Source organism: Streptomyces sp. NPDC037389, assembly GCF_040636475.1.
Lineage (GTDB): Bacteria > Actinomycetota > Actinomycetes > Streptomycetales > Streptomycetaceae > Streptomyces > Streptomyces hesseae.
Genome location: NZ_JBEZUS010000006.1, coordinates 266008 through 288757, shown reverse-complemented (window position 1 = coordinate 288757; position 22750 = coordinate 266008). Strand labels below are relative to the sequence as shown.

21 protein-coding genes and 1 pseudogene are annotated in these 22750 nt (G+C 70.7%); 17 read left to right on the top strand and 5 right to left on the bottom strand.

What is annotated here, in order from left to right:
- Nucleotides 1-38 precede the first annotated feature (38 nt).
- The 4 genes from AB0E98_RS15795 (at nt 39) to AB0E98_RS15780 (ending at nt 3892) form a co-directional block, all read left to right on the top strand.
- Nucleotides 39-776, top strand: coding sequence for an SOS response-associated peptidase (locus AB0E98_RS15795; protein ID WP_361702546.1), 738 nt, complete (start codon nt 39-41; stop codon nt 774-776).
- A gap of 775 nt (nt 777-1551) precedes the next feature.
- Entirely contained in the window at nt 1552-1695 is a 144-nt protein-coding gene (locus tag AB0E98_RS15790; RefSeq protein WP_361702544.1) for a hypothetical protein, read from the top strand.
- 89 nt (nt 1696-1784) lie between these two features.
- On the top strand, nt 1785-2531 hold the full coding sequence (locus AB0E98_RS15785) for a helix-turn-helix domain-containing protein (RefSeq protein WP_361702542.1): 747 nt from the start codon (nt 1785-1787) through the stop codon (nt 2529-2531).
- A 227-nt stretch (nt 2532-2758) separates the two neighbouring features.
- Nucleotides 2759-3892, top strand: coding sequence for a Fic family protein (locus tag AB0E98_RS15780; protein WP_361702540.1), 1134 nt, complete (start codon nt 2759-2761; stop codon nt 3890-3892).
- 239 nt (nt 3893-4131) lie between these two features.
- Here the strand turns inward: AB0E98_RS15780 and AB0E98_RS15775 are convergent, their stop codons facing one another.
- Nucleotides 4132-4593, bottom strand: coding sequence for a hypothetical protein (locus AB0E98_RS15775; RefSeq protein ID WP_361702538.1), 462 nt, complete (start codon nt 4591-4593; stop codon nt 4132-4134).
- Between the two features lie 390 nt (nt 4594-4983).
- Between AB0E98_RS15775 and AB0E98_RS15770 the strand changes: the two genes are divergently transcribed.
- Together AB0E98_RS15770 and AB0E98_RS15765 are read left to right on the top strand one after the other, a co-directional pair.
- The gene (locus AB0E98_RS15770; RefSeq protein ID WP_361702536.1) at nt 4984-5961 is read left to right on the top strand and encodes a hypothetical protein; all 978 of its coding nucleotides are present in this window, start codon (nt 4984-4986) and stop codon (nt 5959-5961) included.
- 76 nt (nt 5962-6037) lie between these two features.
- On the top strand, nt 6038-6481 hold the full coding sequence (locus AB0E98_RS15765; RefSeq protein ID WP_361702534.1) for a DUF721 domain-containing protein: 444 nt from the start codon (nt 6038-6040) through the stop codon (nt 6479-6481).
- A gap of 782 nt (nt 6482-7263) precedes the next feature.
- On the opposite strand, the gene AB0E98_RS15760 is transcribed toward AB0E98_RS15765, so the two are convergent.
- Nucleotides 7264-7725, bottom strand: a complete 462-nt coding sequence (locus AB0E98_RS15760) for a hypothetical protein (protein WP_361702532.1) — start codon at nt 7723-7725, stop codon at nt 7264-7266.
- Nucleotides 7726-8842: 1117 nt separating this feature from the next.
- On the opposite strand from AB0E98_RS15760, the gene AB0E98_RS15755 reads away from it, so the two are divergent.
- The 3 genes from AB0E98_RS15755 (at nt 8843) to AB0E98_RS15745 (ending at nt 11347) form a co-directional block, all read left to right on the top strand.
- Nucleotides 8843-9886 (top strand): AraC family transcriptional regulator, encoded by a 1044-nt coding sequence (locus tag AB0E98_RS15755; protein ID WP_361702530.1) that lies wholly within the window; start codon nt 8843-8845, stop codon nt 9884-9886.
- On the top strand, nt 9837-10346 hold the full coding sequence (locus AB0E98_RS15750) for a DinB family protein (RefSeq protein ID WP_361702528.1): 510 nt from the start codon (nt 9837-9839) through the stop codon (nt 10344-10346). The genes AB0E98_RS15755 and AB0E98_RS15750 overlap by 50 nt, the downstream gene beginning before the upstream one ends.
- Before the next feature lie 86 nt (nt 10347-10432).
- Nucleotides 10433-11347, top strand: a complete 915-nt coding sequence (locus tag AB0E98_RS15745) for an IS982 family transposase (protein ID WP_361702526.1) — start codon at nt 10433-10435, stop codon at nt 11345-11347.
- Nucleotides 11348-11373: 26 nt separating this feature from the next.
- On the opposite strand, the pseudogene AB0E98_RS15740 reads toward AB0E98_RS15745, so the two are convergent.
- Nucleotides 11374-11655, bottom strand: a pseudogene (locus AB0E98_RS15740) (transposase); the annotation flags it as partial.
- 332 nt (nt 11656-11987) lie between these two features.
- Between AB0E98_RS15740 and AB0E98_RS15735 the strand changes: the two are divergent.
- Both AB0E98_RS15735 and AB0E98_RS15730 read left to right on the top strand, forming a co-directional pair.
- Entirely contained in the window at nt 11988-12395 is a 408-nt protein-coding gene (locus AB0E98_RS15735) for a YciI family protein (RefSeq protein ID WP_361702524.1), read from the top strand.
- Between the two features lie 8 nt (nt 12396-12403).
- On the top strand, nt 12404-13549 hold the full coding sequence (locus AB0E98_RS15730; protein WP_361702799.1) for a DUF6596 domain-containing protein: 1146 nt from the start codon (nt 12404-12406) through the stop codon (nt 13547-13549).
- 328 nt (nt 13550-13877) lie between these two features.
- Here AB0E98_RS15730 and AB0E98_RS15725 read toward each other — a convergent pair whose 3' ends face one another.
- Both AB0E98_RS15725 and AB0E98_RS15720 read right to left on the bottom strand, forming a co-directional pair.
- Entirely contained in the window at nt 13878-15806 is a 1929-nt protein-coding gene (locus AB0E98_RS15725) for a phosphocholine-specific phospholipase C (RefSeq protein WP_361702523.1), read from the bottom strand.
- Nucleotides 15807-15980: 174 nt separating this feature from the next.
- On the bottom strand, nt 15981-17615 hold the full coding sequence (locus AB0E98_RS15720) for an acyl-CoA synthetase (RefSeq protein WP_361702521.1): 1635 nt from the start codon (nt 17613-17615) through the stop codon (nt 15981-15983).
- 163 nt (nt 17616-17778) lie between these two features.
- Between AB0E98_RS15720 and AB0E98_RS15715 the strand changes: the two genes are divergently transcribed.
- The 6 genes from AB0E98_RS15715 to AB0E98_RS15690 all read left to right on the top strand — a co-directional run bounded on the left by AB0E98_RS15715 (nt 17779) and on the right by AB0E98_RS15690 (nt 22742).
- Entirely contained in the window at nt 17779-18579 is an 801-nt protein-coding gene (locus AB0E98_RS15715; protein WP_361702520.1) for a crotonase/enoyl-CoA hydratase family protein, read from the top strand.
- Between the two features lie 15 nt (nt 18580-18594).
- Complete coding sequence (locus AB0E98_RS15710) at nt 18595-19551, top strand: OB-fold domain-containing protein (RefSeq protein ID WP_361702518.1); 957 nt, start codon at nt 18595-18597, stop codon at nt 19549-19551.
- 13 nt (nt 19552-19564) lie between these two features.
- Nucleotides 19565-20638, top strand: coding sequence for a thiolase domain-containing protein (locus tag AB0E98_RS15705; RefSeq protein WP_361702517.1), 1074 nt, complete (start codon nt 19565-19567; stop codon nt 20636-20638).
- Nucleotides 20635-21828: a thiolase domain-containing protein gene (locus AB0E98_RS15700; RefSeq protein WP_361702515.1), complete on the top strand. Its 1194-nt coding sequence runs from the start codon at nt 20635-20637 to the stop codon at nt 21826-21828. Before AB0E98_RS15705 ends, AB0E98_RS15700 begins: the two co-directional genes overlap by 4 nt.
- A gap of 79 nt (nt 21829-21907) precedes the next feature.
- On the top strand, nt 21908-22147 hold the full coding sequence (locus AB0E98_RS15695; RefSeq protein ID WP_361702513.1) for a DUF397 domain-containing protein: 240 nt from the start codon (nt 21908-21910) through the stop codon (nt 22145-22147).
- Between the two features lie 94 nt (nt 22148-22241).
- Nucleotides 22242-22742, top strand: coding sequence for a hypothetical protein (locus tag AB0E98_RS15690; protein WP_361702511.1), 501 nt, complete (start codon nt 22242-22244; stop codon nt 22740-22742).
- Nucleotides 22743-22750: the final 8 nt, after the last annotated feature.

Sequence of the window (22750 nt, the reverse complement as noted above, 5' to 3'; positions counted from 1 at the left end):
CCTTCTACAGCCCTTCAACACGCGGACGGTATAGGGAAGTGTGCGGCAGATACGTATCCACCCGCGGCCCGCGAGACCTGACCGGGCTGTTCGGCGCGACGCTCTGGGACCCGCAGGAGACGCTGGCCCCGTCCTGGAACGTCGCGCCGACCGACGACGTCTGGTCCGTGGTCGAGGCCCCGGACCGGGACACGGGCGAGATCGTGCGGCGGCTGCGGCCGCTGCGGTGGGGCCTGGTGCCGTCCTGGGCGAAGAGCGTCACCGTCGGCGCCAAGATGATCAATGCCCGGGCCGAGACGGTCGCGGAGAAGCCCGCGTACCGTCGCGCGTTCGTCAAGCGCCGGTGCCTGCTGCCCGCGGACGGCTTCTACGAGTGGGTCGCCATGCCGGCCACCGAGCAGACGAAGGCGTACAAGCAGCCCTACTTCATCGCTCCGGCCAGCGGGGACGTCATGGCGATGGCCGGGCTCTACGAGTACTGGCGCGACCCCACCGTGGCCGCGGACGACGACCCGGCAGCGTGGGTGGCGTCCTGCACCATCATCACCACCGAGGCCACCGACGCCGCCGGACGCGTCCACCCTCGCATGCCCCTGGCCATCGCCCCCGGCGACTGGGACAGCTGGCTCGACCCCGCCCACCAGGACCCCGCCGAACTCCGCGACCTCCTGACCGCCCCCGCCGCCGGCCACCTCGACACCCGCACCGTGTCCACCGCCGTCAACAACGTCCGCGACAACGGCCCCCACCTGCTCGACAGCCCCGACGAGCTCTGACGTCCCCGCCCGGGACACCGGCGGCCCGTAACGGGGGCCACAACGGTGGGGCCCGGCCGACAACGGCCGAGCCCCATCACGCTGCCCGGAAGACGGTGCGCCTCCCGGCACTTCTTCAGCGGAACCACACCTCGACGCCCCCACGGCTGTGGAGTCGTCGGCACGGCCCGCCGACGAGACCCTCGCGGCATTGCCCGTGCCAGGGGCGTCCCGCGGGCTCTCATGGCGTTGACCAGCCGCCAAGCCTGATCAACAGTTTCCTGCTTCCCCTCGTGAACGGTTGAGTCAGCACACTCTCGGGGGGCCTCGGCGAAGGTCCATAACCAGTACCAGCACCAAGTTCGATAAGGAGGATCCCTCGCCAGCGGCGCCCGGTGAAGCACGAAAGGCGGGACAGAGATTGAGCCAACTCCCACGCCGCGAGGGTTCGCGCAGGTCAGACGGCATCTCGGCCGACAGCCCCCAGGCAGGCGCCCTTTTAGACGGAATGTCAGCCAATCCGAATCGGGCTACGCGAGACGGGTGGGGCCTGCGAGGCTGTGGGCGAGGACCCGCGCATGAGGTGCACGCCAAGGCGCCGCGCGGATCCGCCCGTTCGAGCCACCGACCGCGCACGAGGTGCCGCCAAGCCCTCGCGGTCTCCAGCTCGGTGAGTCAGCACCAGAAGCCGGCGGCGGCCCGCCCAGGCCGCCGCCCGGCCCAACCCCCGGGGGGCACTTTGCAGCACACCCAGGAACCGACGACCTCACCCGCACCCACAACCGCCCGTTTCGGCATGCCGCAGGCCCTCGTGCTCGTGGCCTTCCCCGCCGCGGCCGTCATCCTCCGCCTCGCCGGGCACATGCCCGTGCGCGACGTCGCCATCCTCTCGGCGCATCCGGCGCCGTCGGCGTCACCGTCCTGCTGGCCGCCGGCATGAAGGGAGGCAGGAGCGGAGGCGGCGGACGGGGACTGCTGCGGCGCTTGCTGAACGCGGCCCTGACCAGCGGCTCGGGGAGCTGAGCCCCCGTGCCCAGACCCGAAAAACCGGTCGACTACACGGTGCCGGAGGTCGGCGACCTCGCCGCCTACCTCCGCGCCCGGCGCGCCGCCGCCGGCCGCACCTACGCCGAGCTCGCCCAGGGCGCCGCGTGCTCCCAGGCCACGCTCAAGCGGGCCGCGGCCGGCGGCACCCGGCCGCCGGACTGGGCCACCGTGCTCCAGTACCTGCACCTGTGCGGCCACCCCGAGACCGGCGAGGCCCGCGCCCTGCACCAGCGGGCCGCGGACGCGGCGGCCGCCGCCCGGCGCGACGCACGCCGCACCACCGTGCGGCCCAAGCCCCAGTACGTCCGCGACCTCGCCGACCTCAGCGGCGCCCTGCGCGACGCCTACCACCGCGCCGGCAGTCCCCCAGTGCGCGACATGGAGCACCGGGCCGGACCTGGACGGCTGGCTCGCAGCACCGCGCACGCCATCATCACCGCCCGCACGATCCCCAAGGACATCCGCACCTACATCGCCTTCCTGGAAACCTGCGAGATCACCGGTCCCGCACTCACCCCCTGGTTCACCGCCCGGGCCAAAGCATTCGGGCCCGAGCGCATCCCGCCTGCCATCCGCCCGACCACACCCGGGGAGCGCCTCTTCACCGAATGGGCCAAGAAGGTCAACAAGCCTCTTGTGGACTTCGGGACACCCAGCATTGTCAATGGCTGCCATACGGTCACCAGCATGCTCCTCCTGCGTAACCCCCTGGTCACGGTCGCTGCCTGACCACCGTCCTGTCCGTCGGATGGGCGCCGTGCGCTCTCTGAGACCGCACGGCGCCCAAGCCTTCTTCGTCCTCCGACACTGCCATGGCCCGGCCCGGGGTCATCTCCGTCGGGGCGCCGCTCAAGGTCGGCAGCGCGGGAACCGCTCCCCGCTGGCCGGACACGGGAGATCGGCGGGCCCGTTCTCGCCAGATCAACTCAATGATAGGCAGTGGGTATCATTGCCGCATGCTGTATGAGACGCCGCGCCTCGAGCCGGTCGACCTTGAGGTCCTGGAGCAGGTCAACACCATGCGGGAGCAGCTGCGCCATGCCGTGCAGCAGGTTCCGATGAAGTGGACCCAGGACCTGCGCAAGGCGCTCACGGCGAGTGCGATCGCGGCGTCGAACACGATCGAGGGCTACCGGGTCGATGCCAAGGACGTTGCCGACCTGATGGACGGCGAGCGCGAGGTCGACGCGAGCGAGGAGAACAAGGCCGAGACGCTGGCCTACCAGCAGGCCATGACCTACATCCAGTCCCTCCACGACGTCGCCGACTTCCGCTACAGCAAGGAACTGCTCAACGCCCTGCACTGGATGCTCCAGGGCCACCACCCCCTGAAAACCGCAGGCCAGTGGCGCAGGACCCACATCCGCATCACGGCCCCGGGCGACGAGCTCGCCACCGACTACGAGGGGCCGGACCAGGAGCTTGTCCCCGGGCTCATGACCGAGCTCGTCGACTGGCTCAACGACGGCGACCTCGACAGCCACGTCCTGATCCGGGCCGCCATGGCGCACCTGAACCTGGTGAAGATCCATCCGTGGTCCGACGGCAACGGCCGGATGTCCCGCTCCCTGCAGACCCTGCTCATCGCCCGCGGCGGCGTCCTGGCACCCGAGTTCTCCTCCATCGAGGAGTGGCTGGGCATGCCGGGCAACACCTGGGAGTACTACAAGGTCCTGCGCGAGGTCGGCGGGCCCGTCTGGTCGCCCGAGCGCGACACCCTGCCGTGGATCAAGTTCAACCTCCTCGCCTACCACCAGCAGGCCCAGCGAGTGCAGCGCCGCGTCGACCGGTCCAACGAGTGCTGGATGCAGCTGATGGACGCCGCCGAGGCCGACGGGATCACCGAGCGGCAGGTGACCGCGCTGCACGAGGTGGCCATGACGGGCCGCGTCCGGCGCTCGCGCTACGAGAAGGCCGAAGGGATCAACACACAGCAGGCGACGCGGGACATGCAGGCGCTGACCCGCGCCGGACTGCTGACCGCCGTGGGTCAGACCAAGGGCCGCTACTACGTCGCCGGCCCCGCGTTTCCGTCGAATGTGCTGGCCACGGCGCAGCGGCCGCACACCATCACGAACCCCTACGCGTAGTTCGGGCCGAGTAGCACTCCGCCTTGGCCGATTATCCTGGGGTCTCGAGCGCCTCTGGCAGCCCACTCGCCGGGGTCGCACCGGCTGGCGCTGGCGAAGGTATCGACGGCTCAGCGCGCTACTATCAGTACAGACTTGAAGGGGCACTCGCCATCACTGGCCACTGCCCCTCTTTTCTTTGGCCCGCACACCTCCTGGTGTGCGGGCCATTTGTTCTTGGTCTCCCGCCGTACGGCGCCCTACTCGGCAGCTCCGAGCAGGGTTCGCCGGTCCTGGACGAGGTGCTGCCAGCGGGCGCGGACGGCGTCGGGGCCGTCGATCCAGCGCGTGGCGGTGGGGCTGGGCAGGGGCAGGCCGGCCATGAAGTGGGCGATGTCGGTGAAGTAGGCGAAGTCGCCGGTGGCAGTGAGTTCGCACAGCCGGTCGATGGTGGCGGCCAGGTCCTGGTCCTCGCCGCGGACGGCGTGGTGGAAGGCGAGGGCGAGCTCGACGAACCGGTGGAGGAAGGGGAGACCTGTGGCCTCGATGTCGGCGTGCAGGTGCTGGGCGCGGTCGGTGACGCCGTCTCCTCCAGCGTCCTTGATCAGGGCGGCGATCTGGGCGAGGAGGGTGTTGGAGCGCTGGTCGAGGCCGTCGAGGAGCTGGTGGGCGAGGGCGAGCTCGTCGTCGGCGCGTTCCTGTGTCCGAAGCGTCGGCGTCACCACTACGGCTCTCCTCCTCGCCGTGGGACCTGCGGCATCGGCTGACGCCAAGCAGCTCACGTCGACGCCGACCGCCGCCGCAACGGCGGCGAACCTGCCGGCAGCGGATCCCAGGATGACCGAGTGATCCGCGTACTGGCTCGTGCGGACCGCCCTGCCCCCGTTCATCGCTTCCTTGAGCGCCAGCGGCGCCATCGCTCTCGTTGGCTGGACCAGCAAGAAGGTCGCCGAAGGCCGGAAACTCTAACCCCCAGCGCCCCCTTCAGCGTCCGACCGGCTGGCCGCCGACGCCGCGTCCCGATGATGTCCATCCCTAAATCTGGGGATTCCGCGGGGGCGACCGGCCGGTCCATAGTCCGGACGGAGGTACCGGCACGCGGAAGGAGAGCCATGCGACGCACAAAGGCCCTACTGCCCATATCGGGCATCCTGTTGGCCCTGCTCGGGGCCCTGCTGGGCGGCCCGGCCACGGCGGCCGCCCACCCGCCCCGACCCGGCGGAGCGCGCTCGGTCGAGGTGGGCAGATACTACGACGCGAGTGGCCGGATCACCCTGGCGATCTTCCAGTCGGTGGCCGCGCCGGCCCAGAGCATCTGGACCGACCACTGGGTCCGGGTCGAGGACCCGTCGATGATTGCCATCGGCGGCGGTGCGACCGGCGCGGAATACCCTTACGGCGCCTATCTGACCGCCTCCTACCCGAGCTCCGATTTCTCGTCCTGGATCGTGTCCTCGAAGGACCACGTGAACGCCCGTCAGGCCCACGAACTCACCGGATACGTGATCGGCATGAAGATCGACGGCGTGAGCAAGGACCAGTTGCGCTCCTGGGTCGCGTCGTGCAGCGACCGCCGGACCAGCCCCGATCCGGAGTCCGCCCCGCAGGTGACCGTGCGCCTCCCGTCGGACCAGTGCACGTTGCTGGGTGGCGGATTCCAGGTGCACTGGACAGGGCAGGGCAACATCGCCACGGCCTCGTACCCCGATGAAGCCGTCAACTACGGCGAACCGGGGAAGACCTGGACCATACGGTCGAAGGACCACCAGGTCGCCGACCCGGCGCGCATCAGCGGATACGTCGTGGGCATCCCGACGTCGCTGCCGGTCGGCACGATCCTGGCGCGTGCGACCGCCGGGACCACGGGGGGCATGCAGCACCCCTCCGCCACATCCGCACCGCCCAACGGCGCGTGGGCGCTCAGCGGCGCCGGCGCACGCGTCCACTACTCCGGCGCGGGCAGCCTGTTGTGGAACGTGCATCCGTATGTCGACCGCGGCCTTCAGCTCGTGACCGCGTCGTCCAAGGACCACATGGTCGCCGATGCGGCCTCGATCACGTCATGGGCCATCTCCATCAGGCTCGCGTGAGCCGAGCGGCGCGCGGTACCACGCGGCAAGGCAGCCACTCGTGGTACCGCGCACCCCGCCGACGCACGCTGCACAGGTGAATCGTCCGGCGGCCCGGGAGATGGCGAAGAATGGCGGTGGCCGGGCGGCGAAACCGCAACGCCGTGCCCGTGCCGTGCGGCGCGACGGCCGGGAGCCGACGGGCCTGGGCGAGGCGTTCACCGGGCTGGTCACGGAGCAGACCTGGGAGCTACCAGTCGTCGGCGGTTCGCTGCGCGAGCGTTGGGCCGCCATCGCCCCGGACCTTGCCGGGTATATTGCGGCGGTCGGCTTCGACGCACAGACCGGGCAGCTGACGCTGCGCCCAGAGTCAGCGGCCTGGGCGGCGAAGGCCCGGCTGGAACAGCTACGCATCATCCGCGACGCGAACGAGGCCGCAGGCAGGCTGATTGTCCGCACGGTCCGCGTCCTGGCCCCGGCCCTGCTCCCGAGTCCGCCGCCGCGGGGTAGCCAGCGGCGGCCGCGCCCGTGCAGCCGGTGAAGACGAGGGAGACGGCCTCGCCCGGCTACCACCGCGCGCTCGGCGCGCACCAGGCAGCGAAGAAGCCGCAGACGGTCGGCCCGGCGATCCGTGAGGCGGCGGAACGGCAGGTCAATGACCGGCTCCGGGACGCCTACCTCCCGCAGGACGCCGAGGACCGGGCTGACAGGACGCGGTCGCTTGGCCGAGGGCCTCGCCGAGGTGTGCGGTGACCAGAGGCCGTCGCCGCGGCCGACCACACTGATGCCACAGGTCCCCGGCCGGTTGAGGCCGGGGACCCGCGTGTCTACGACGAGACGCCGCCGTGACCGCTCGCCCTCGCCGCACGCGTCCGTCGCTCGGGTACATGCCTCCAGAGCTTGGACAGCGGGTACACGTCGATGGTGTGCTCGGCGCAGTCCGAGCCCGTCGCAGGTTCATCTCCCCTGAAGGACTTGTTGAAGACGTTCAGCATCCATGATTGAGCCAGAAGAGCAGTCCGAAGATAATCGGCACGCAGAATCCAACGATGCCCCCGACGCCTGGATTGCGGCGTTTTATCCAGCACCAAGTGAGCATGCTGAGTGGGGGGATCCAGCTACATGTGTACAGAATCCACCCGATTCGAATAGCGGCATCGCCGCCAATCAGCCCAAAACAGACGAAGGCCGCTGTCACGAAGAGGGCGGGGGAACCCCATACATTGCCACTGACTACTTGTTCTCGTGTCTTTTTCAAATGACTGGCCTCCTAGACTGGCCGGGGGCTGCGGAAGTGAGCGCAGCCCCCAACGTCAGACGGTGTTACTGGTTGACCAGGTACTGAAACAGATCCCACAGGATCTGTGGGGGCAGGGTCTTGAGAGCCCACTTGACGGGGCTGTACCAGGGAAGGCTGTTGATCCAGTTCTGGTAGGCACCCCAGCCCCTCTTAGCGGCCTTGATCGCGGCTTTGAAATGCTTCGGGGACTTCTTGAGCATCTTGATGATCCCGGAGAGCCTGCCCTGGATCTGCATCTCTTCGGTGCTCGCAGTACCGGCGGTCTCGGCCAGCGCTGCGGCCGAGACGCCAACCTTTCCGGTGGTGGCGGGCTGCGGCTTCATCGTCTTGAAGGCAGCGAGTTCCACATCCGAGACGGCAGGTGCCGAGACGGCGGCGGCCGTGGTGCGGTGGGCCTCGGCGGCGTTGGCGATCGGCCCGGCGATGCCGATCGAGACAGCCGCTACTGCGGTCGCCGCAGCTATTTTCAGGGATGCGTGCTCCATGTATCCTCTCCCTTGGCGAGACGTACACGTCCCTGCAAGTCCTGCAGACCGGCAGGGACAGTGATGTCTGATCGTGCACAGGGGGCAGAACTCCGTATCTGGGGCTGTCCCCTGTGGCGTGTGCAACCAGTGCACTGCTAGCGCCATTTCCGTTGTTCGGAGTCACACTCAGCCATAACGCCCATTACGTGGCTCGAGAACTGGCGCTCGCTATGTTCACCTCCTCCGCAGTGCTATCGGGCTTCGAGCTGTCATAAATTTAGAATGGCCGGGCCGCACCGATTGTGTTGTCCGTGCAGGGAACTTGGTCAGGAGTGCACAATCGTTTGCCGGGAAGGAGCCCGGCACTCCCCGCTTCCCAGTCCGACCTGTCCCCCGACAATGTCGTTGGCCTCACCATGAACCGAAGCATCCCTATGCAAATCAGCTCAATTCCGCGCACAGCAAGGCAGGCTGATTGGCAGTCCAGGGACTGCGCGCCGCCTACCACGGAAGGTCCGCCTCATGTCGGTCCGCTGACTGCAGCCACCCATTCGGCCTGTTTAAGGCACGGGCGTTGAGCCCGATCATCACATTGGGTGCCCCATAGGATCTTACGGAAGCATCACCTGGCACCTCTTCTCACGTGGGTGCCCACAAGTCACTGAGGTCCCACCAATAACTGGATGGCCACCTATAGCATCAGCGCAGCCAGCGTGATTCAGCCAAGCTCGGGGTTCAACAACGGAGGAATCCCCTCGGCTGCCGCGATGGGACGGAAAGGCTGGGCCGGCTCCTGGTGAACAGGGAACACCAGGAGTCGCGTATCGGAAGCACTCCAAGAGCGCCCCCTCGCAGCACTGGGCTGAGCATCCTCACCCAGGGGCGCCTCCTGCGCCGCGCAACTCCATCACGCGGCATGGCAGAAACCTCCCTGGCGCGCCACGACAAAGCCCGGTAACGCTGGTGCTCGAGCTGGCCTTGGGGAAGAAGGTGATCTTGTGAGCAAGCACCCGTGTATAGACGTCAGCGGGGGTTCATCCGCAGTGGACAACGCCGAAAAGAGGCTGCCGTCTTACGAGCTGTACCATTGCGACCAGGCTGGCACCCGAGCGTTTTCTAGCAGCCTCAGCGGTCGATGCCGACGAAAGTCCGTCCGTTGAACGCGGCGGCTCTGGACACGGATTTCATGTCCCCAGAAGACCGCGAAGAAGCGATCCGGCACGCTGTCTGGGAATCCATTGTGCGAATCGATATCGCCCACCATGTTCCATCGAGGGACCTCTCAACTAAGCTCCAGCTCGACGCAGTCGGACAAATTGGCATCTGCTCGGCGCGGTCGACCGGCCTGACAATACGGCGGACATCGCGGCTGGCACGGGAAGACACGGAGCCGGCTGTCTTCCTCGGCCTCCAGGTTTCGGGCACCAGCCTGGCGGTGCAAAACGGTCGCCAGGCCCTGCTGAGACCGGGCGAGTTCGTCCTCTACGACACGACCATCCCGTACACGCTGCTCTTCGACTCGGGTGTCGACCAGCACTTCCTGCGCTTCCCCCGCGCGGCTCTCGCGCTGCCCGAGCGGTCTCTGCGGGAGATCAGCGCAGTCACGCTCGGCCCCCGCAACCCCATTGCCGCCCTCGCCTCCACCTATTTCTCTCAGCTGGCCGTCAGCCAGGAACTGCGCAGCGGCCGACACGCCGAGGCAGTCGCTGAGCCCAGCATCGAGCTGCTCCGTGCAGTGGTCTCCACCCAGCTCGGAGACTCGGACCTGGCCCGGGCACCGTTGGAGGCGACACTGAACCTGCGGATCACACGGTACATCCGGGCGCACCTGCGTGAGCATGACCTGTCGGCCGCGCGGATCGCCGCGGAACACAACATCTCGGTCCGCCGCCTCTACACGCTGCTGTCCCACTCGGGTATCAGCCTGGGAGACTGGATCCGCTCACATCGCCTAGATGATCGATTCCAAGGGGTAACTGCGGCTGCGGGTGCCCAACGAGCCATGCTGATTCCTGTGACCTGCGACTTCCGTGGTGGCAGTCGGATCCGGTGGACGGCCCTCGTCTGGGGACAGTCGACGGGAGTAGATACTGGCCCTGAAATGCAGGCGCAGATGAGGGGTGCAGCCCGTGACCGTCGACAATCGCATAGGACCGCCCAGCTTTGGAAGCGAACGTGACATGCTGCGGACTTTCCTCGACTACCACCGCGCGACCCTTGCCATGAAGTGCGAAGGGCTTACCGACGAGGAGCTGCGGCAGCAGTCGATGCCGCCGTCCAGGCTTTCCCTGCTCGGTCTGGTCCGGCACATGGCGGAGGTGGAGCGTGCTTGGTTCCATCGGGTGTTCGAGGACAACGACGTGCCCATGGTCTGGTCCGACAAGATCGACTTCCAGGCGGCGTACGACGCGAGCGCGTCGACCAGGGACGAGGCCTTCGGGGCCTGGGAGGCCGAGGTGGAGAACTCGCGCCGTATCGAGCGGGAGGCTGAATCCCTGGACCGGGCCGGGTATCAGCCGAGATGGGGCGAGGAAGTATCGCTGCGGATGGTGATGGTGCACGTGCTCCTGGAGTACGGCCGCCACAACGGGCACGCGGACTTTCTGCGCGAGGGTGTCGACGGGACCGTGGGTGCCTGAGGCCACAGGAGTCACCGGTCTCCACATGCTGGTCTTTTCCAGGGACTCGCCCACGCGCCTGGAAGGAGGGAGCCCAACATCGGTGTGTGAAGACAGGGTTGGACTCCCTCGCCACCGCACTCTATGTGAAGACCGATGACCTGCTGAAGGCATCACCGCATCTGGTGCCATGGCGTCCGGCTATCGGGATCGCTCCGCAACTGGCCGATGCCGAGCTGGTCACGCTCGCGATGATGCAGGCCATGCTGGGTTTCACCTCCGAGGCCAAGTGGCTTCGCTATGCCTGCTCTCACCTGCGACATCTCTTCCCCTACCTGCCGAAGCAGCCCGGCTACAACAAGCGCCTGCGCAAGGCGGCCGAGCTGCTGCGGCGAGTGACCCGGCTGCTGGCCACCGACACCTCTGTATGGAGCGACGACGTGTGGATCGTCGATTCCACGCCGGTTGAGTGCGGACGCTCCCGCGAGACTGTCAAACGCTCCGACCTGGCCGGATGGGCCGAGTACGGGTACTGCGCCAGCCACAGCCGCTTCTTTTGGGGCCTGCGCCTGCACCTGGTCTGCACCCTGCAGGGCCTGCCGATCGCCTTTGCCCTGACCGGAGCCAAGGACGATGAACGCGAGACCCTGCTGGACCTGCTCGCCGCCGAACCGAGCCTGACCGCCGCCCGGCCTGGACAGACCCTGATCGGCGACAAGAACTACTTCGGCCGCGACTTCGAGCACCAGTTGGCCGAGCGGGACATCCGGCTGCTGCGGCCGGCCCGAAAGGGCGAGCCGGAACGGCCCGGCGCCTTGCTGTTCAAGCCGTTGCGGCAGGTGATCGAGTCGGTCAACGAGACCTGCAAAGGGCAGCTCAACCTCGAACAGCACCGGGGCCGTACACCAGGCGGCGTGATCGCCCGTGTCATGCAGCGCATCCTCGCGCTGACCGCTGCGATCTGGCACAACGACCACACCAGCCAGTCCATCCTTCGCTCACTGACCGCCTACGACCACTAACCGCAGACCTCTTGGAATTGATCATCTAGGGACAGGTCCACCTGCCCGCGCCAGGCCGCCTCGGCGATCATGTCGTCCATCAGGGCCTGGAAGAAGCCCGCCTCGCGCCACTGGACGAAGCGGTTATAGACGGTCTGCCAGGCGCCGAACTCCGGTGGCATCTCCCGCCACTGACTGCCCGACCGGAACCTCCAGATCACGCCCTCGAACTGCTCTCGCAGACGCTCCGAATACGGGCCGGACCTGCCGATCGGTAGGAACGGCTCGATCGACTCCCACTCATCGTCCCTGAGTTCCGTACGCGCCATACCGAGCTTCTACCAACCAACAAGCAGGCACCGGAAGACGCAGTCCACATCTTGATCGCGACTCAAGACAGGCCCTAGGCCGCCCCGCCCCGGTTCCCGTCGCGAGCCCGGCCCGGACGCCGCCGAGGGCGCCGAGGACGAGGATCGACACGCACCCGCTCCCGGCGCCGTTCGTTGGACACGGAAAGTCCCGCGCCGGGACGGTCCACCGACAGGCTCGTCTCGTCCACGAGAGCCCAAAAAAGTCGGACGGCGATGTCGAGAACCCGTGACCGGCTCCGTCCCCGCAATGAACGCGACCACAATGGGCCGCACCAGCGAGGAGAAACACGATGGCCAAGTACTTGCTGCTCAAGCACTACCGCGGCGCCCCGGCCTGCGCCAACGACGTGCCCATGGACCAGTGGACGCCGGAGGAGATCTCGGCGCACGTGCAGTACATGAACGACTTCGCGGCCCGGCTCGAGAAGACCGGCGAGTTCGTCGACGGCCAGGCGCTCGCCCCCGAGGGGACGTGGGTCCGCTACGACGGCGAGGGGCGCCCGCCGGTCACCGACGGCCCGTTCGCCGAGACCAAGGACCTCATCGCCGGCTGGATGGTGATCGACGTCGACAGCTACGAGCGCGCCGTCGCGCTGGCCGGGGAACTGTCGGCCGCCCCCGGGGCGGGCGGGAAGCCGATCCACGAGTGGCTGGAGCTGCGCCCGTTCCTGGCCTGCCCGCCCACCATCACGGAGTGACCTCGTCGATGGACGAGGCCCTGCTCCGCAGCCTCACCCCGAGCGTGCTCGCCATCCTCGTCCGCCGCGGAGCCGACTTCGCGGCGGCCGAGGACGCCGTGCAGGACGCGCTCGTCGAGGCGGTCCGCGTCTGGCCCGCCGACCCGCCGCGGGACGCGAAGGGCTGGCTGGTCACCGTGGCCTGGCGCAAGTTCCTCGACGCGATACGGGCGGACACCGCCCGCCGCCGGCGCGAGGACCTCCTCGACGAGGAACCGGCGCCCGGCCCCGCGCCCGCGGCGGACGACACGCTCCAGCTCTACTTCCTGTGCGCCCACCCGTCACTGACGCCCTCGTCCGCGGTCGCGCTCACACTGCGCGCCGTCGGCGGGCTCACCACCCGCCAGATCGCCCAGGCCTACCTGGTACCCGAGACGACCATGGCCCAGCGCATCAGCCGGGCCAAGCGCACGGTCTCCGGCGTGCGCCTCGACCGGCCCGGCGACGTCGCCACCGTGCTGCGCGTCCTCTACCTGGTCTTCAACGAGGGCTACTCCGGCGACGTCGACCTCGCCGCCGAAGCCATCCGGCTCACCCGGCAGCTCGCGGCCGCCGTCGACCACCCCGAGGCGGCGGGGCTGCTCGCCCTCATGCTGCTCCACCACGCCCGGCGCGCCGCCCGGACCGCGCCCGACGGCAGTCTGGTACCGCTCGCCGAGCAGGACCGCGGCCGGTGGGACACCGACTTGATCGCCGAGGGCGTCACGATCCTCCAGGCGGCCCTCGCCCGCGACCGGCTGGGCGAGTTCCAGGCCCAGGCCGCCATCGCGGCCCTCCACGCCGACGCGCCCACCGCCGAGGAGACTGACTGGACGCAGATCGTCGAGTGGTACGACGAGCTCGCGCGCCTGACCGACAACCCCATCGTCCGGCTCAACCGCGCGGTGGCCGTCGGCGAGGCCGACGGACCGCGCGCCGGCCTGGCGGCGCTCGCGGCGCTGGACGACTCACTGCCCCGCCACGCCGCGGTGGCGGCCCACCTCCACGAGCGCGACGGCGACCTGGCGACGGCGGCACGGCTGTACGCCGAGGCGGCCCACAAGGCCACCGACCTCGCCGAACGCGACCACCTGACCCGCCAGGCCGCCCGGCTCAACGCCCGCCGACGTCGCTGACCCCGGCGACACGCGCGTCGTTCCCTCGCGCAGCGCCGGTTCGGCGTGGGCCGCCCCACCGGGCGCTGCGCTTCTCGGCCACGACGTCGCCGAGTCCACGGTGGGCGAGGACGTCGCCGAGTCCACCACGGCACCCGAGGCGGTGGCGGCAGCTGTCCGTCAACTGCCCTGCGGCCTCGCCCCGGTCGCGCTGGGGTCGTCGACCTGCTTCCCTCCGGTGGGCCCGACCGGCGCGCGGTCCGTCCACGGCGGTGGCCGGGAGCGCGGAACGCGAGGGCGCGCGGGGAGCCGTCACCGGTCACGCGCCCTCGCGGCGGGGCCGAGGGCGTCAGGCGTGGACGCGCCCCGCGAAGCGGCGCTCGAAGCCGTCGCCCACGTCGGCCGTGACGGTGTGGTCGTAGCCGCCGTCCTGCTCCGCCGTCAGCGCCAGCCGTGCGCTCCCGCCCGCCGCCACGGTGACCCGCTGCCCGTCGGAGACCGTGAAGACGACGGGTGCGCCACCACCGTTGGTGAGCGTGAGGCGCAGTGAACCGGGCGTGGCGGGGTCGGGCGTCACGGCCGCCTCCGGGTGCCCCTTGGTGCCGTCCGACCAGGTGCGTACATCGCCCTTGAAGCCGCGCAGATAGCCGTCGGGGCCGTGGAGGTCGACGTCGTACTTCCCGCCGCCGTAGGTCAGGGCGCTGAAGTAGTCACTCGCCCCGCCGCCCACCGGGACCGTGTAGTGCCATGCCGCATAAGCGCGGTAATTGACCGTGTAGGCGCTGAAACCGGCGCCGAGCGAGCCGGTGTTGACCACCTTGAACCACAGTCTGCCCGTGGCGGTGTCGGTCCAGGACGTGGTGTCGAAGCCGTAGCCCGTACGGCGGGCGGGCCGGGAGCCGGGCTCCTGCGCCGGCTGCGGCGGGTCGGCCGGGGGCCGGGCCTCGGGAAGGGAGTGCTGCCGGTCGCAGGCGGCGACGAGCGCGGTGGTGTCCGGCAGCGCGGGGAAGGAGACGTTCTTCGAGGCGAAGTCGAAGGCGGTCATCAGGTCGCCGCAGACGGTGCGTCGCCAGGCGGAGATGTTGGGCTCCTTGACGCCCGTCCAGTTCTCCAGGAACCGCAGGGGCGAGGTGTGGTCGAGCACCTCCGAGTGGACGTGCCCGCCCCGGCTCCACGGCGAGATCACCGTCATCGGCACCCGTGGCCCCAGCCCGATCGGCGCGCCGCCCACGAACTCGTCCGGCGTGCCGGCCGGGGGTACCGGCGGGGCCACGTGGTCGAAGAAGCCGTCGTTCTCGTCGAAGTTGAGGAACACCACCGTCCTGGCCCAGACCTCCGGGTGGGCGGCCAGCGATTCCAGGACGTACTTCGCGGTGAAGTCGGCGCCGTAGGCGGGCGGGTAGGCGGGGTGCTCGGACTGGTTCTCGGGAGCGACGACCCAGCTGACCGCCGGGAGCCGGCCCGCCGCGACGTCCTGGGCGAAGGCGTCGGCGGGGCGGCGCAGCATGCCGTTGTCGTACAGGGACGAGCCGGGCTTCGCGGAGCGGAACCGGGTGAACCAGGCCAGGGGGTTGTCGTCGTAGTTGTCCTGCTGCTGGTAGACGCGCCAGGAGATCCCGGCCGCCTCCAGGCGTTCGGGATAGGTCGTCCAGGAGTAGCCCTTCTCGGAGTTGTCGGTGACGGGCCCGCCCTGCTTGCCGCCCGGATCGACGGTCCCCGTCCACTGGTAGAGCCGGTTGGGGTTGGTGGGGCCCTGGACCGAGCAGAAGTACTGGTCGCAGATGGTGAACGCCTCGGCCAGCGCGAACTGGAACGGGATGTCCTCGCGCCGGTAGTGCCCCATGGTCCAGGCGCTCTTGGCGGGGATCCAGTTGTCGTAGCGGCCGCTGTTCCAGGCGCGGTGGGTCCCGGACCAGCCGTGGTCGAGGTCGCGGACCCGCTGGGCGTCGGTGGTGGCCGTGTCCAGGTGCCAGGGCCGCACCACACTTCCGCCGAGCGGTCCGAGCGTCGTCTGTCTGAGGACGTCGGAGCCGCCCGGGAAACGGAGCAGGGAACGGTCGCCGAAGCCGCGTACGCCCTTGAGAGTGCCGAAGTAGTGATCGAAGGAACGATTCTCCTGCATCAGGATGACGACATGGGCGACGTCGCCGAGGGTGCCGGCGGGGGAGGTGGCCGCCATCGCCTGCTGGAGCGACGCGGGCAGCGCCGAGCTCAGGGCCGTGGCCGCGCCGGTGGCGGCGGCCGCGCCGAGGAAGCCGCGACGGGTCAGGGGAGTCATGGGATCTCCTGGGACCGGGGGAAGGGACGGGCGGGTTCAGTGAAGGGCGCTGGGGTGACCGCCCGCCGCATCCGAGGTGTCCGGCGGCCCAAGAGACGGTGTGGGATGGGTCGGGCCCCGCCCGCCGCCCACGCCCGACGGGCCCCGCCGCCCGCGCCGACGGGGCGCGACGCTTCAGGCCCCCGATCCCCGCTCCGCCACCGCCCGGGCCCAGCGGTAGTCCGCCTTGCCGCTCGGCGAGCGTTCGACCCGTTCCGTCAGGACCAGGCCCCGCGGCACCTTGTACCCCGCCAGCCGCGCCCGGCAGTGCGTCTGGAGCGCTTCCAGGGTCGGGGGTGCCGTCCCCTCCCGGGGCTGGACGACCGCCGTGACGCGCTGGCCCCAGCGGGCGTCGGCAACGCCCGTGACCAGCACGTCGTAGACGGCCGGATGGGCCTTGAGGACCTGCTCGACCTCCTCCGGGAAGACCTTCTCACCGCCCGTGTTGATGCACTGGGAGCCGCGCCCCAGGACGGTCACCACCCCGTCGGCGTCCACGGTCGCCATGTCGCCGAGCAGCACCCAGCGCTCACCGCCGGCGGTGAAGAAGGTCTCGGCCGTCTTCGCCGGGTCGTTGTGGTAGCCGAGCGGCACGTGCCCGCGCTGGGCGATACGGCCCGGCACGCCCGGGGCGACCGGCCGGTGGGTCGCCGGGTCCACCACGGCCGTACGGTCGTTGACGCGCAGCCGGAAGCCCCGCTCGGGGCCGGAGTCCTCGGTGGCGGTGCCGTTGAAACCCGACTCGGAGGAGCCGAAGTTGTTGACGATCCGCACCCCGGGCAGCAGTGCCGCGAACCGCTCGCGCACCGTCTCCGACAGCACGGCCCCCGAGCTGCTGAGGCTGAGCAGCGACGAGCAGTCGGTCCCCCGCAGCGGCCCGGCCAGGGTCTCCGTGAGCGGCCGCAGCATCGCGTCGCCGACCAGGGAGACATTGGTGACCCGCTCCCGGGCGATCGTGCGCAGCACCTCCTCGGGCGCGTACTTGCGGTGGAGGACCACCTTCTGCCCGAGGAGGTGGGCGATGAGCGCGGTGAGGGTGGACGTACCGTGCATCAGCGGCGCGGTGGGGAAGAAGACCAGGCCCTCCCCGCCCGCCGCGACGCGCTCGGCCACCTCCTCCGGCCGCTTCACCGGCTCGCCCGTCGGCGCGCCCCCGCCGAGCCCGGAGAAGAACAGGTCCTCCTGCCGCCACACCACGCCTTTGGGCATACCGGTGGTGCCGCCGGTGTAGATGACGAACCGGTCGTCGCCCGAGCGCGGTCCGACGGCGTCGCGCACGGTCGTTCCGGACGTCTCGGCCTCGGCGAAGTCCATCGGGGCGATGGCCGGTTCGGGGGCTTCGGCGGGCGGCGTTCCCACTCGGACGAGGTGGCGCAGCCGTCCCCCGGACCGGGGGAGGGCCGCTGTCACCCGCGCGGTGAAGGAGGCGTCGAAGACCAGCGTGACCAGGTCCGCGTCACGGTAGAGATAGGCCAGCTCGTCCTCGACGTAGCGGTAGTTGACGTTGACCGGCACGGCCCGGATCTTCAGGCAGGCCCAGAGCGTCTGCACGTACGCCACACCGTTGTAGAGGTGCAGCCCCACGTGGTCGCCCGGGCCGACGCCGCTGTCGAGGAGGTGGCCGGCGAGCCGGTCCGCCGCCGTGTCGAGCTCCGTGTACGTCAGCCGGCGTTCGGCGCCGCCGCCGGGGAGGTCGAGCCGGACCAGGGCCTCCCGGGCGGGGACCACGTCCACGACCGACTCGAGGAGATCCGCGAGGTTGTAGTCCACGGCGGTCATTAGAGCGCCGGGGGGTGACGACCGGAAGGGCCGCGACCCAAGAAATCTGACGATCAGTCAGAAAACTATTGAACCGTGCCCCCGCCTCCTGCACGCTGTTCCGGTCCTCACGACCACGACCACCAGGATCCGTGATCACGACGGGAGGTCCGCCATGGGCGGGACCGAACACCTCACCGTGGAGCGCGTCGGCGCCACGCTCGTCCTCACCCTCGACCGGCCGGAGGCGAGGAACGCGCTGTCCCTGCCGATGCTCGCCGGCCTCTACGACGCCTGGCTGCTCGCCGACGCCGACGACGACGTCCGCTCGGTCGTCCTGACCGGCGCGGGCGGCGCGTTCTGCTCCGGCATGGACCTCAAAGCACTCGCCGGACCGCGCGCCCCCGAAGACCCCGTCCGCGAGCGCTTCAAGGCCGACCCCGACCTCCATTGGAAGGCCATGCTCCGCCACCACCGGCCCCGCAAACCCGTGATCGCCGCCGTCGAGGGCCCCTGCGTCGCGGGCGGCACCGAACTCCTCCAGGGCACCGACATCCGCATCGCGGGCAGCGGAGCCGTCTTCGGCCTCTTCGAGGTCCGCCGCGGCCTCTTCCCCATCGGCGGCTCCACCGTCCGGCTGCCCCGCCAGATCCCCCACACCCACGCCATGGAGATGCTGCTCACCGGACGCCCGTACACCGCCGCCGAAGCCGAGCGCGTCGGCCTCATCGGCCACGTCGTCCCCGACGGCACCGCCCTCGAACGGGCCATGGAGACCGCCGCACTCGTCAACGCCAACGCGCCGCTCGCCGTCGAGGCCGTCAAGGCCTCCGTCCACGACGCCGCGGCCCTCCCCGAACCCGATGCCCTCGCCCTCGAACTCGAACGCGGCCGGCCCGTCTTCGACACCGCCGACGCCAAGGAAGGCGCCCGCGCCTTCGCGGAGAAGCGCCCCGCCGTCTTCCGCCGCGCCTGACGAGGAGGAGAACCGATGCCGGAACACCTCACCGCGCCCCTCGTCGTCTCCTTCCCCTTCACCCGCTCCCTCGGCCCCGTACAGAGCGCGTTCCTCACCGGACTGCGCGAACGCGTCGTCCTCGGCGTCCGCGCCCACGACGGCCGCGTGCTCGTACCGCCCGCCGAATACGACCCCGACACCGCCGAGGACCTCCGCGAACTCGTCGAAGTGGGCACCACCGGCACGGTCACCACCTGGGCCTGGAACCCCGCGCCCCGCCCGAACCAGCCCCTCGCGACCCCCTTCGCCTGGGTGCTCGTACGCCTCGACGGCGCCGACACCGCGCTCCTCCACGCCCTCGACGCCCCGGGCCCCGAAGCCGTCCGCACCGGCATGCGCGTCCGCGTCCGCTGGGCCGGGCAGCGCACCGGAGCCATCACCGACATCGCCTGCTTCGAGCCCCACGACGGGCCGCACGACGAGCCGCAGACCGGCCACGCCACCCCGCACCACGGCACGTTCACCGACCCCGTCACCTCCCTCACCGCCCCCGCCCGCCTCGACTACACCTACACACCCGGCCGCGCCCAGACCCGCCACCTCGCCGGCCTCGCCCGCCGCCGCCTCACCGGCGAACGCTGCCCCCGCTGCCACAAGGTCCACGTACCGCCGCGCGGCGCCTGCCCCACCTGCGGAGTCGCCACCACCGAACAGGTCGCCGTCGGCCCCCGCGGCACGGTCACCACCTTCTGCGTCGTCAACATCAAGGCCAAAGGCCTGGCCATCGACGTCCCCTACGTCTACGCCCACATCGCCCTCGACGGCGCCGACCTCGCCCTCCACGGCCGCGTCGCCGGCATCCCCTACGACCAGGTGCGCATGGGGCTGCGCGTCGAGCCCGTCTGGCGCGACGGCGACCGCCACCCCGACCACTACCGGCCCACCGGCGAACCCGACGCCGACTACGACACCTACAAGAGGCTGCTGTGACCAGGAGGCCGCTGTGACGCCGCGCCCCCGCGACGTGGCCGTCGTCGCCTTCGCCCAGAGCGACCACCGCCGCGCCACCCCCGAGCTCTCCGAGACGGAAATACTCCTCCCCGTCCTGCGCGAGGTCCTCGACCGGGCCGGACTCGCCCCCGGCGAGGCCGACTTCACCTGCTCCGGCTCCAGCGACTACCTCGCCGGCCGCCCCTTCTCCTTCACCCAGACCCTCGACGGCGTCGGCGCCTGGCCCCCGATCGCCGAGTCCCACGTCGAGATGGACGGGGCCTGGGCCCTTTACGAGGCCTGGGTGAAGATCCTCACCGGCGAGGCGGACACCGCCCTCGTCTACGCCCACGGGAAGTCCTCCGCGGGCGACATCCGCGACGTCCTCACCCGCCAGCTCGACCCCGTCCACCTGGCACCCCTGTGGCCGGATTCCGTCTCGCTGGCCGCCCTCCAGGCCCAGGCCCTCATCGACGCCGGCGAGACCGACGAAGACGCCCTCGCGGCCATCGCCGCCCGCAACCGCGCGGCCGCCGCCGCCAACCCCTACGCCCAGCTGCGCGGCGCCGTCCCCCAGGGCGACTACGTCGTCCACCCCCTGCGCACCGGCGACTGCCCGCCCATCAGCGACGGCGCCGCGGCCATCGTCCTCGCCGCCCGGAACCGCGCCCGGCACATGTGCCCCCGGCCCGCCTGGATCCGCGGCATCGACCACCGGATCGAACCCCAGAGCCCGGGCCGACGCGACCTCACCGACTCGCCCTCCACCCGCCTGGCCGCCGAACGAGCCGGAGCCTTCGACGCGCCCGTCGACACCGCCGAACTCCACGCGCCCTTCACCGCCCAGGAAGTGATCCTGCGCAAGGCCCTCCGCCTCACCGGCGACGTCCGCGTCAACCCCTCCGGCGGCGCCCTCGCCGCCCACCCCCTCATGGCCGCCGGGCTCGTGCGGATCGGTGAGGCCGCCGCCCGCATCCACCGGGGCGAGTCCCACCGGGCCCTCGCCCACGCCACCTCCGGCCCCTGCCTCCAGCAGAACCTCGTCGCCGTACTGGAAGCCGCCGGGCTGGAAGGAGAACCCGCGTGAGCGGCACGAACCGCGTGAGCGGCACGAACAAGGAACCCGTCGCCGTCGTCGGCATCGGACAGACCCGCCACGCCGCGGCCCGCCGGGACGTCTCCCTCGCCGGACTCGTCCGCGAAGCCGCCCGGCGTGCTCTCGACGACGCCGCCCTCACCTGGACCGACGTCGAAGCCGTCGTCATCGGCAAGGCCCCCGACTTCTTCGAGGGCGTCATGATGCCCGAGCTCCACCTCGCCGACGCCCTCGGCGCCGCCGGCAAACCCGTCCTGCGCGTCCACACCGCCGGATCGGTCGGCGGCTCCACCGCCCTCGTCGCCGCGAACCTCGTCGCCGCCCGCGTCCACCGGACCGTCCTCGCCCTGGCCTTCGAAAAGCAGTCCGAGTCCAACGCCATGTGGGGCCTCTCCCTGCCCGTCCCCTTCCAGCCACCCCTCCTGGCCGGCGCCGGCGGCTTCTTCGCCCCGCACATCCGCGCGTACATCCGCCGCACCGGCGCCCCCGCCGGCACCGGCACGCTCGTCGCCCACAAGGACCGCCGCAACGCCCTCAAGAACCCCTACGCCCACCTCCACGAGCACGGCCTCACCCTGGAGGCGGTGCGCTCCTCGCCCATGCTCTGGGACCCCATCCGCTACTCGGAGACCTGCCCCTCCTCCGATGGGGCCTGCGCGATGGTGCTCACCGACCGCGCGGGCGCCGCCCGCGCCCCGCACCCGCCCGCCTGGGTGCACGGCGGAGCCATGCGCAGCGAACCCACGCTCTTCGCCGGCAAGGACTTCGTCTCGCCGCGCGCCGGCCGCGACTGCGCCGCCGACGTCTACCGCCGGGCCGGGATCACCGACCCCCGCCGGGAGATCGACGTCGCCGAGCTGTACGTCCCCTTCAGCTGGTACGAGCCGATGTGGCTGGAGAACCTCGGCTTCGCCGCCGAGGGCGAGGGCTGGAAACTCGTCGAGTCCGGCGCCACCGAACTGGACGGCGACCTCCCCGTCAACCCCTCGGGCGGCGTCCTGTCCACCAACCCCATCGGGGCCTCCGGCATGCTCCGCTTCGCCGAGGCCGCGCTCCAGGTGCGCGGCGGGGCGGGCGAGCACCAGGTGCCCGGCGCGCGCAGGGCCCTCGGGCACGCCTACGGCGGCGGCGCCCAGTTCTTCGCCATGTGGCTCGTCGCCGCCGGCCCGCCCACCGGATGAGGCCGGATCAGGGGGCCTGTCGGGCACCGGCCGCGCTCGCTAGTGTGGGCGGCGACGACGAGCCGGAAGGGGTACGGACGTGGCGGACAGCACGACCGAGCAACTGGTGGGCGACGTGAGGCCGGACCTCGACCTCGCCACGGCCACGTGGCAGTCGAGCGCCCGGGGAAGCCGGGGCAACGTCCAGATCGCCTTCGTCGAGGGCTATATCGCCCTGCGGGACCGCAGGGACCCCGACGTCCCCGCGGTGATCTTCTCACCGGGGGAGTGGCGGGCGTTCATGGTGAGCGCGCGGGCCGGGGAATTCGACCTCACCTGACCGGGGCGCGCCGGAGCGGCCGGCTCCCGGTGGAGGGACCCGCCCGACGGGTTCCCGGCGCCGTGGCGCCGCGGCGGGCACGTACGATGTGGGCATGTCCTTCCTCCGCCGCCGCAGCGCCGCCACCCCCACCGGGCCGGACTTCGACGTCCTCGCCATGGACCCCGGTGACTGGCCGGGTGATCTCGGAGCCGGGCTGCTCCCCGCGCCCGACGGCAGCTGCCAGGGAGTCTTCCTCCGCTACGACCTGTTCGGCGGCCGCGGCCCCGCGATGATCATCGGCAATCTGCCCGAGGGATCCCCGGCCCGGGAGCTCGGCGAGGGCCAGGTGCCCTTCGAGGTGGCCCAGCTGCTGGCCGCGCTCGGCAACGACGAGCCGGTCGAGGTGGTGGAGACCGAGGACCTGCCCGTCATGCACGAGGACAACCTCCTCATCGTGCGCCGGCTGAAGTGCTCCGAGAGCCGGATCTCCTGCACCCAGTTCGACCGCAGCGACGGCGTCCTCGTCACCATCGCCAGCTGGGACCGGCCGATCACCGACGACCTCTACCAGCTGCTGAAGCCGCTGCCGGCCGAGATGTTCCAGGCCGGCTAGGGCCGCCA

Coding starts and splice junctions, on each gene's coding strand:
- AB0E98_RS15780 (WP_361702540.1), top strand. CDS start 2,759: ATGCTGTATGAGACGCCGCGCCTCGAGCCGGTCGACCTTGAGGTCCTG.
- AB0E98_RS15710 (WP_361702518.1), top strand. CDS start 18,595: ATGCCGGAACACCTCACCGCGCCCCTCGTCGTCTCCTTCCCCTTCACC.
- AB0E98_RS15790 (WP_361702544.1), top strand. CDS start 1,552: ATGCCGCAGGCCCTCGTGCTCGTGGCCTTCCCCGCCGCGGCCGTCATC.
- AB0E98_RS15690 (WP_361702511.1), top strand. CDS start 22,242: ATGTCCTTCCTCCGCCGCCGCAGCGCCGCCACCCCCACCGGGCCGGAC.
- AB0E98_RS15760 (WP_361702532.1), bottom strand. CDS start 7,725: ATGGAGCACGCATCCCTGAAAATAGCTGCGGCGACCGCAGTAGCGGCT.
- AB0E98_RS15735 (WP_361702524.1), top strand. CDS start 11,988: ATGGCCAAGTACTTGCTGCTCAAGCACTACCGCGGCGCCCCGGCCTGC.
- AB0E98_RS15725 (WP_361702523.1), bottom strand. CDS start 15,806: ATGACTCCCCTGACCCGTCGCGGCTTCCTCGGCGCGGCCGCCGCCACC.
- AB0E98_RS15755 (WP_361702530.1), top strand. CDS start 8,843: ATGCCGACGAAAGTCCGTCCGTTGAACGCGGCGGCTCTGGACACGGAT.
- AB0E98_RS15715 (WP_361702520.1), top strand. CDS start 17,779: ATGGGCGGGACCGAACACCTCACCGTGGAGCGCGTCGGCGCCACGCTC.
- AB0E98_RS15770 (WP_361702536.1), top strand. CDS start 4,984: ATGCGACGCACAAAGGCCCTACTGCCCATATCGGGCATCCTGTTGGCC.
- AB0E98_RS15730 (WP_361702799.1), top strand. CDS start 12,404: ATGGACGAGGCCCTGCTCCGCAGCCTCACCCCGAGCGTGCTCGCCATC.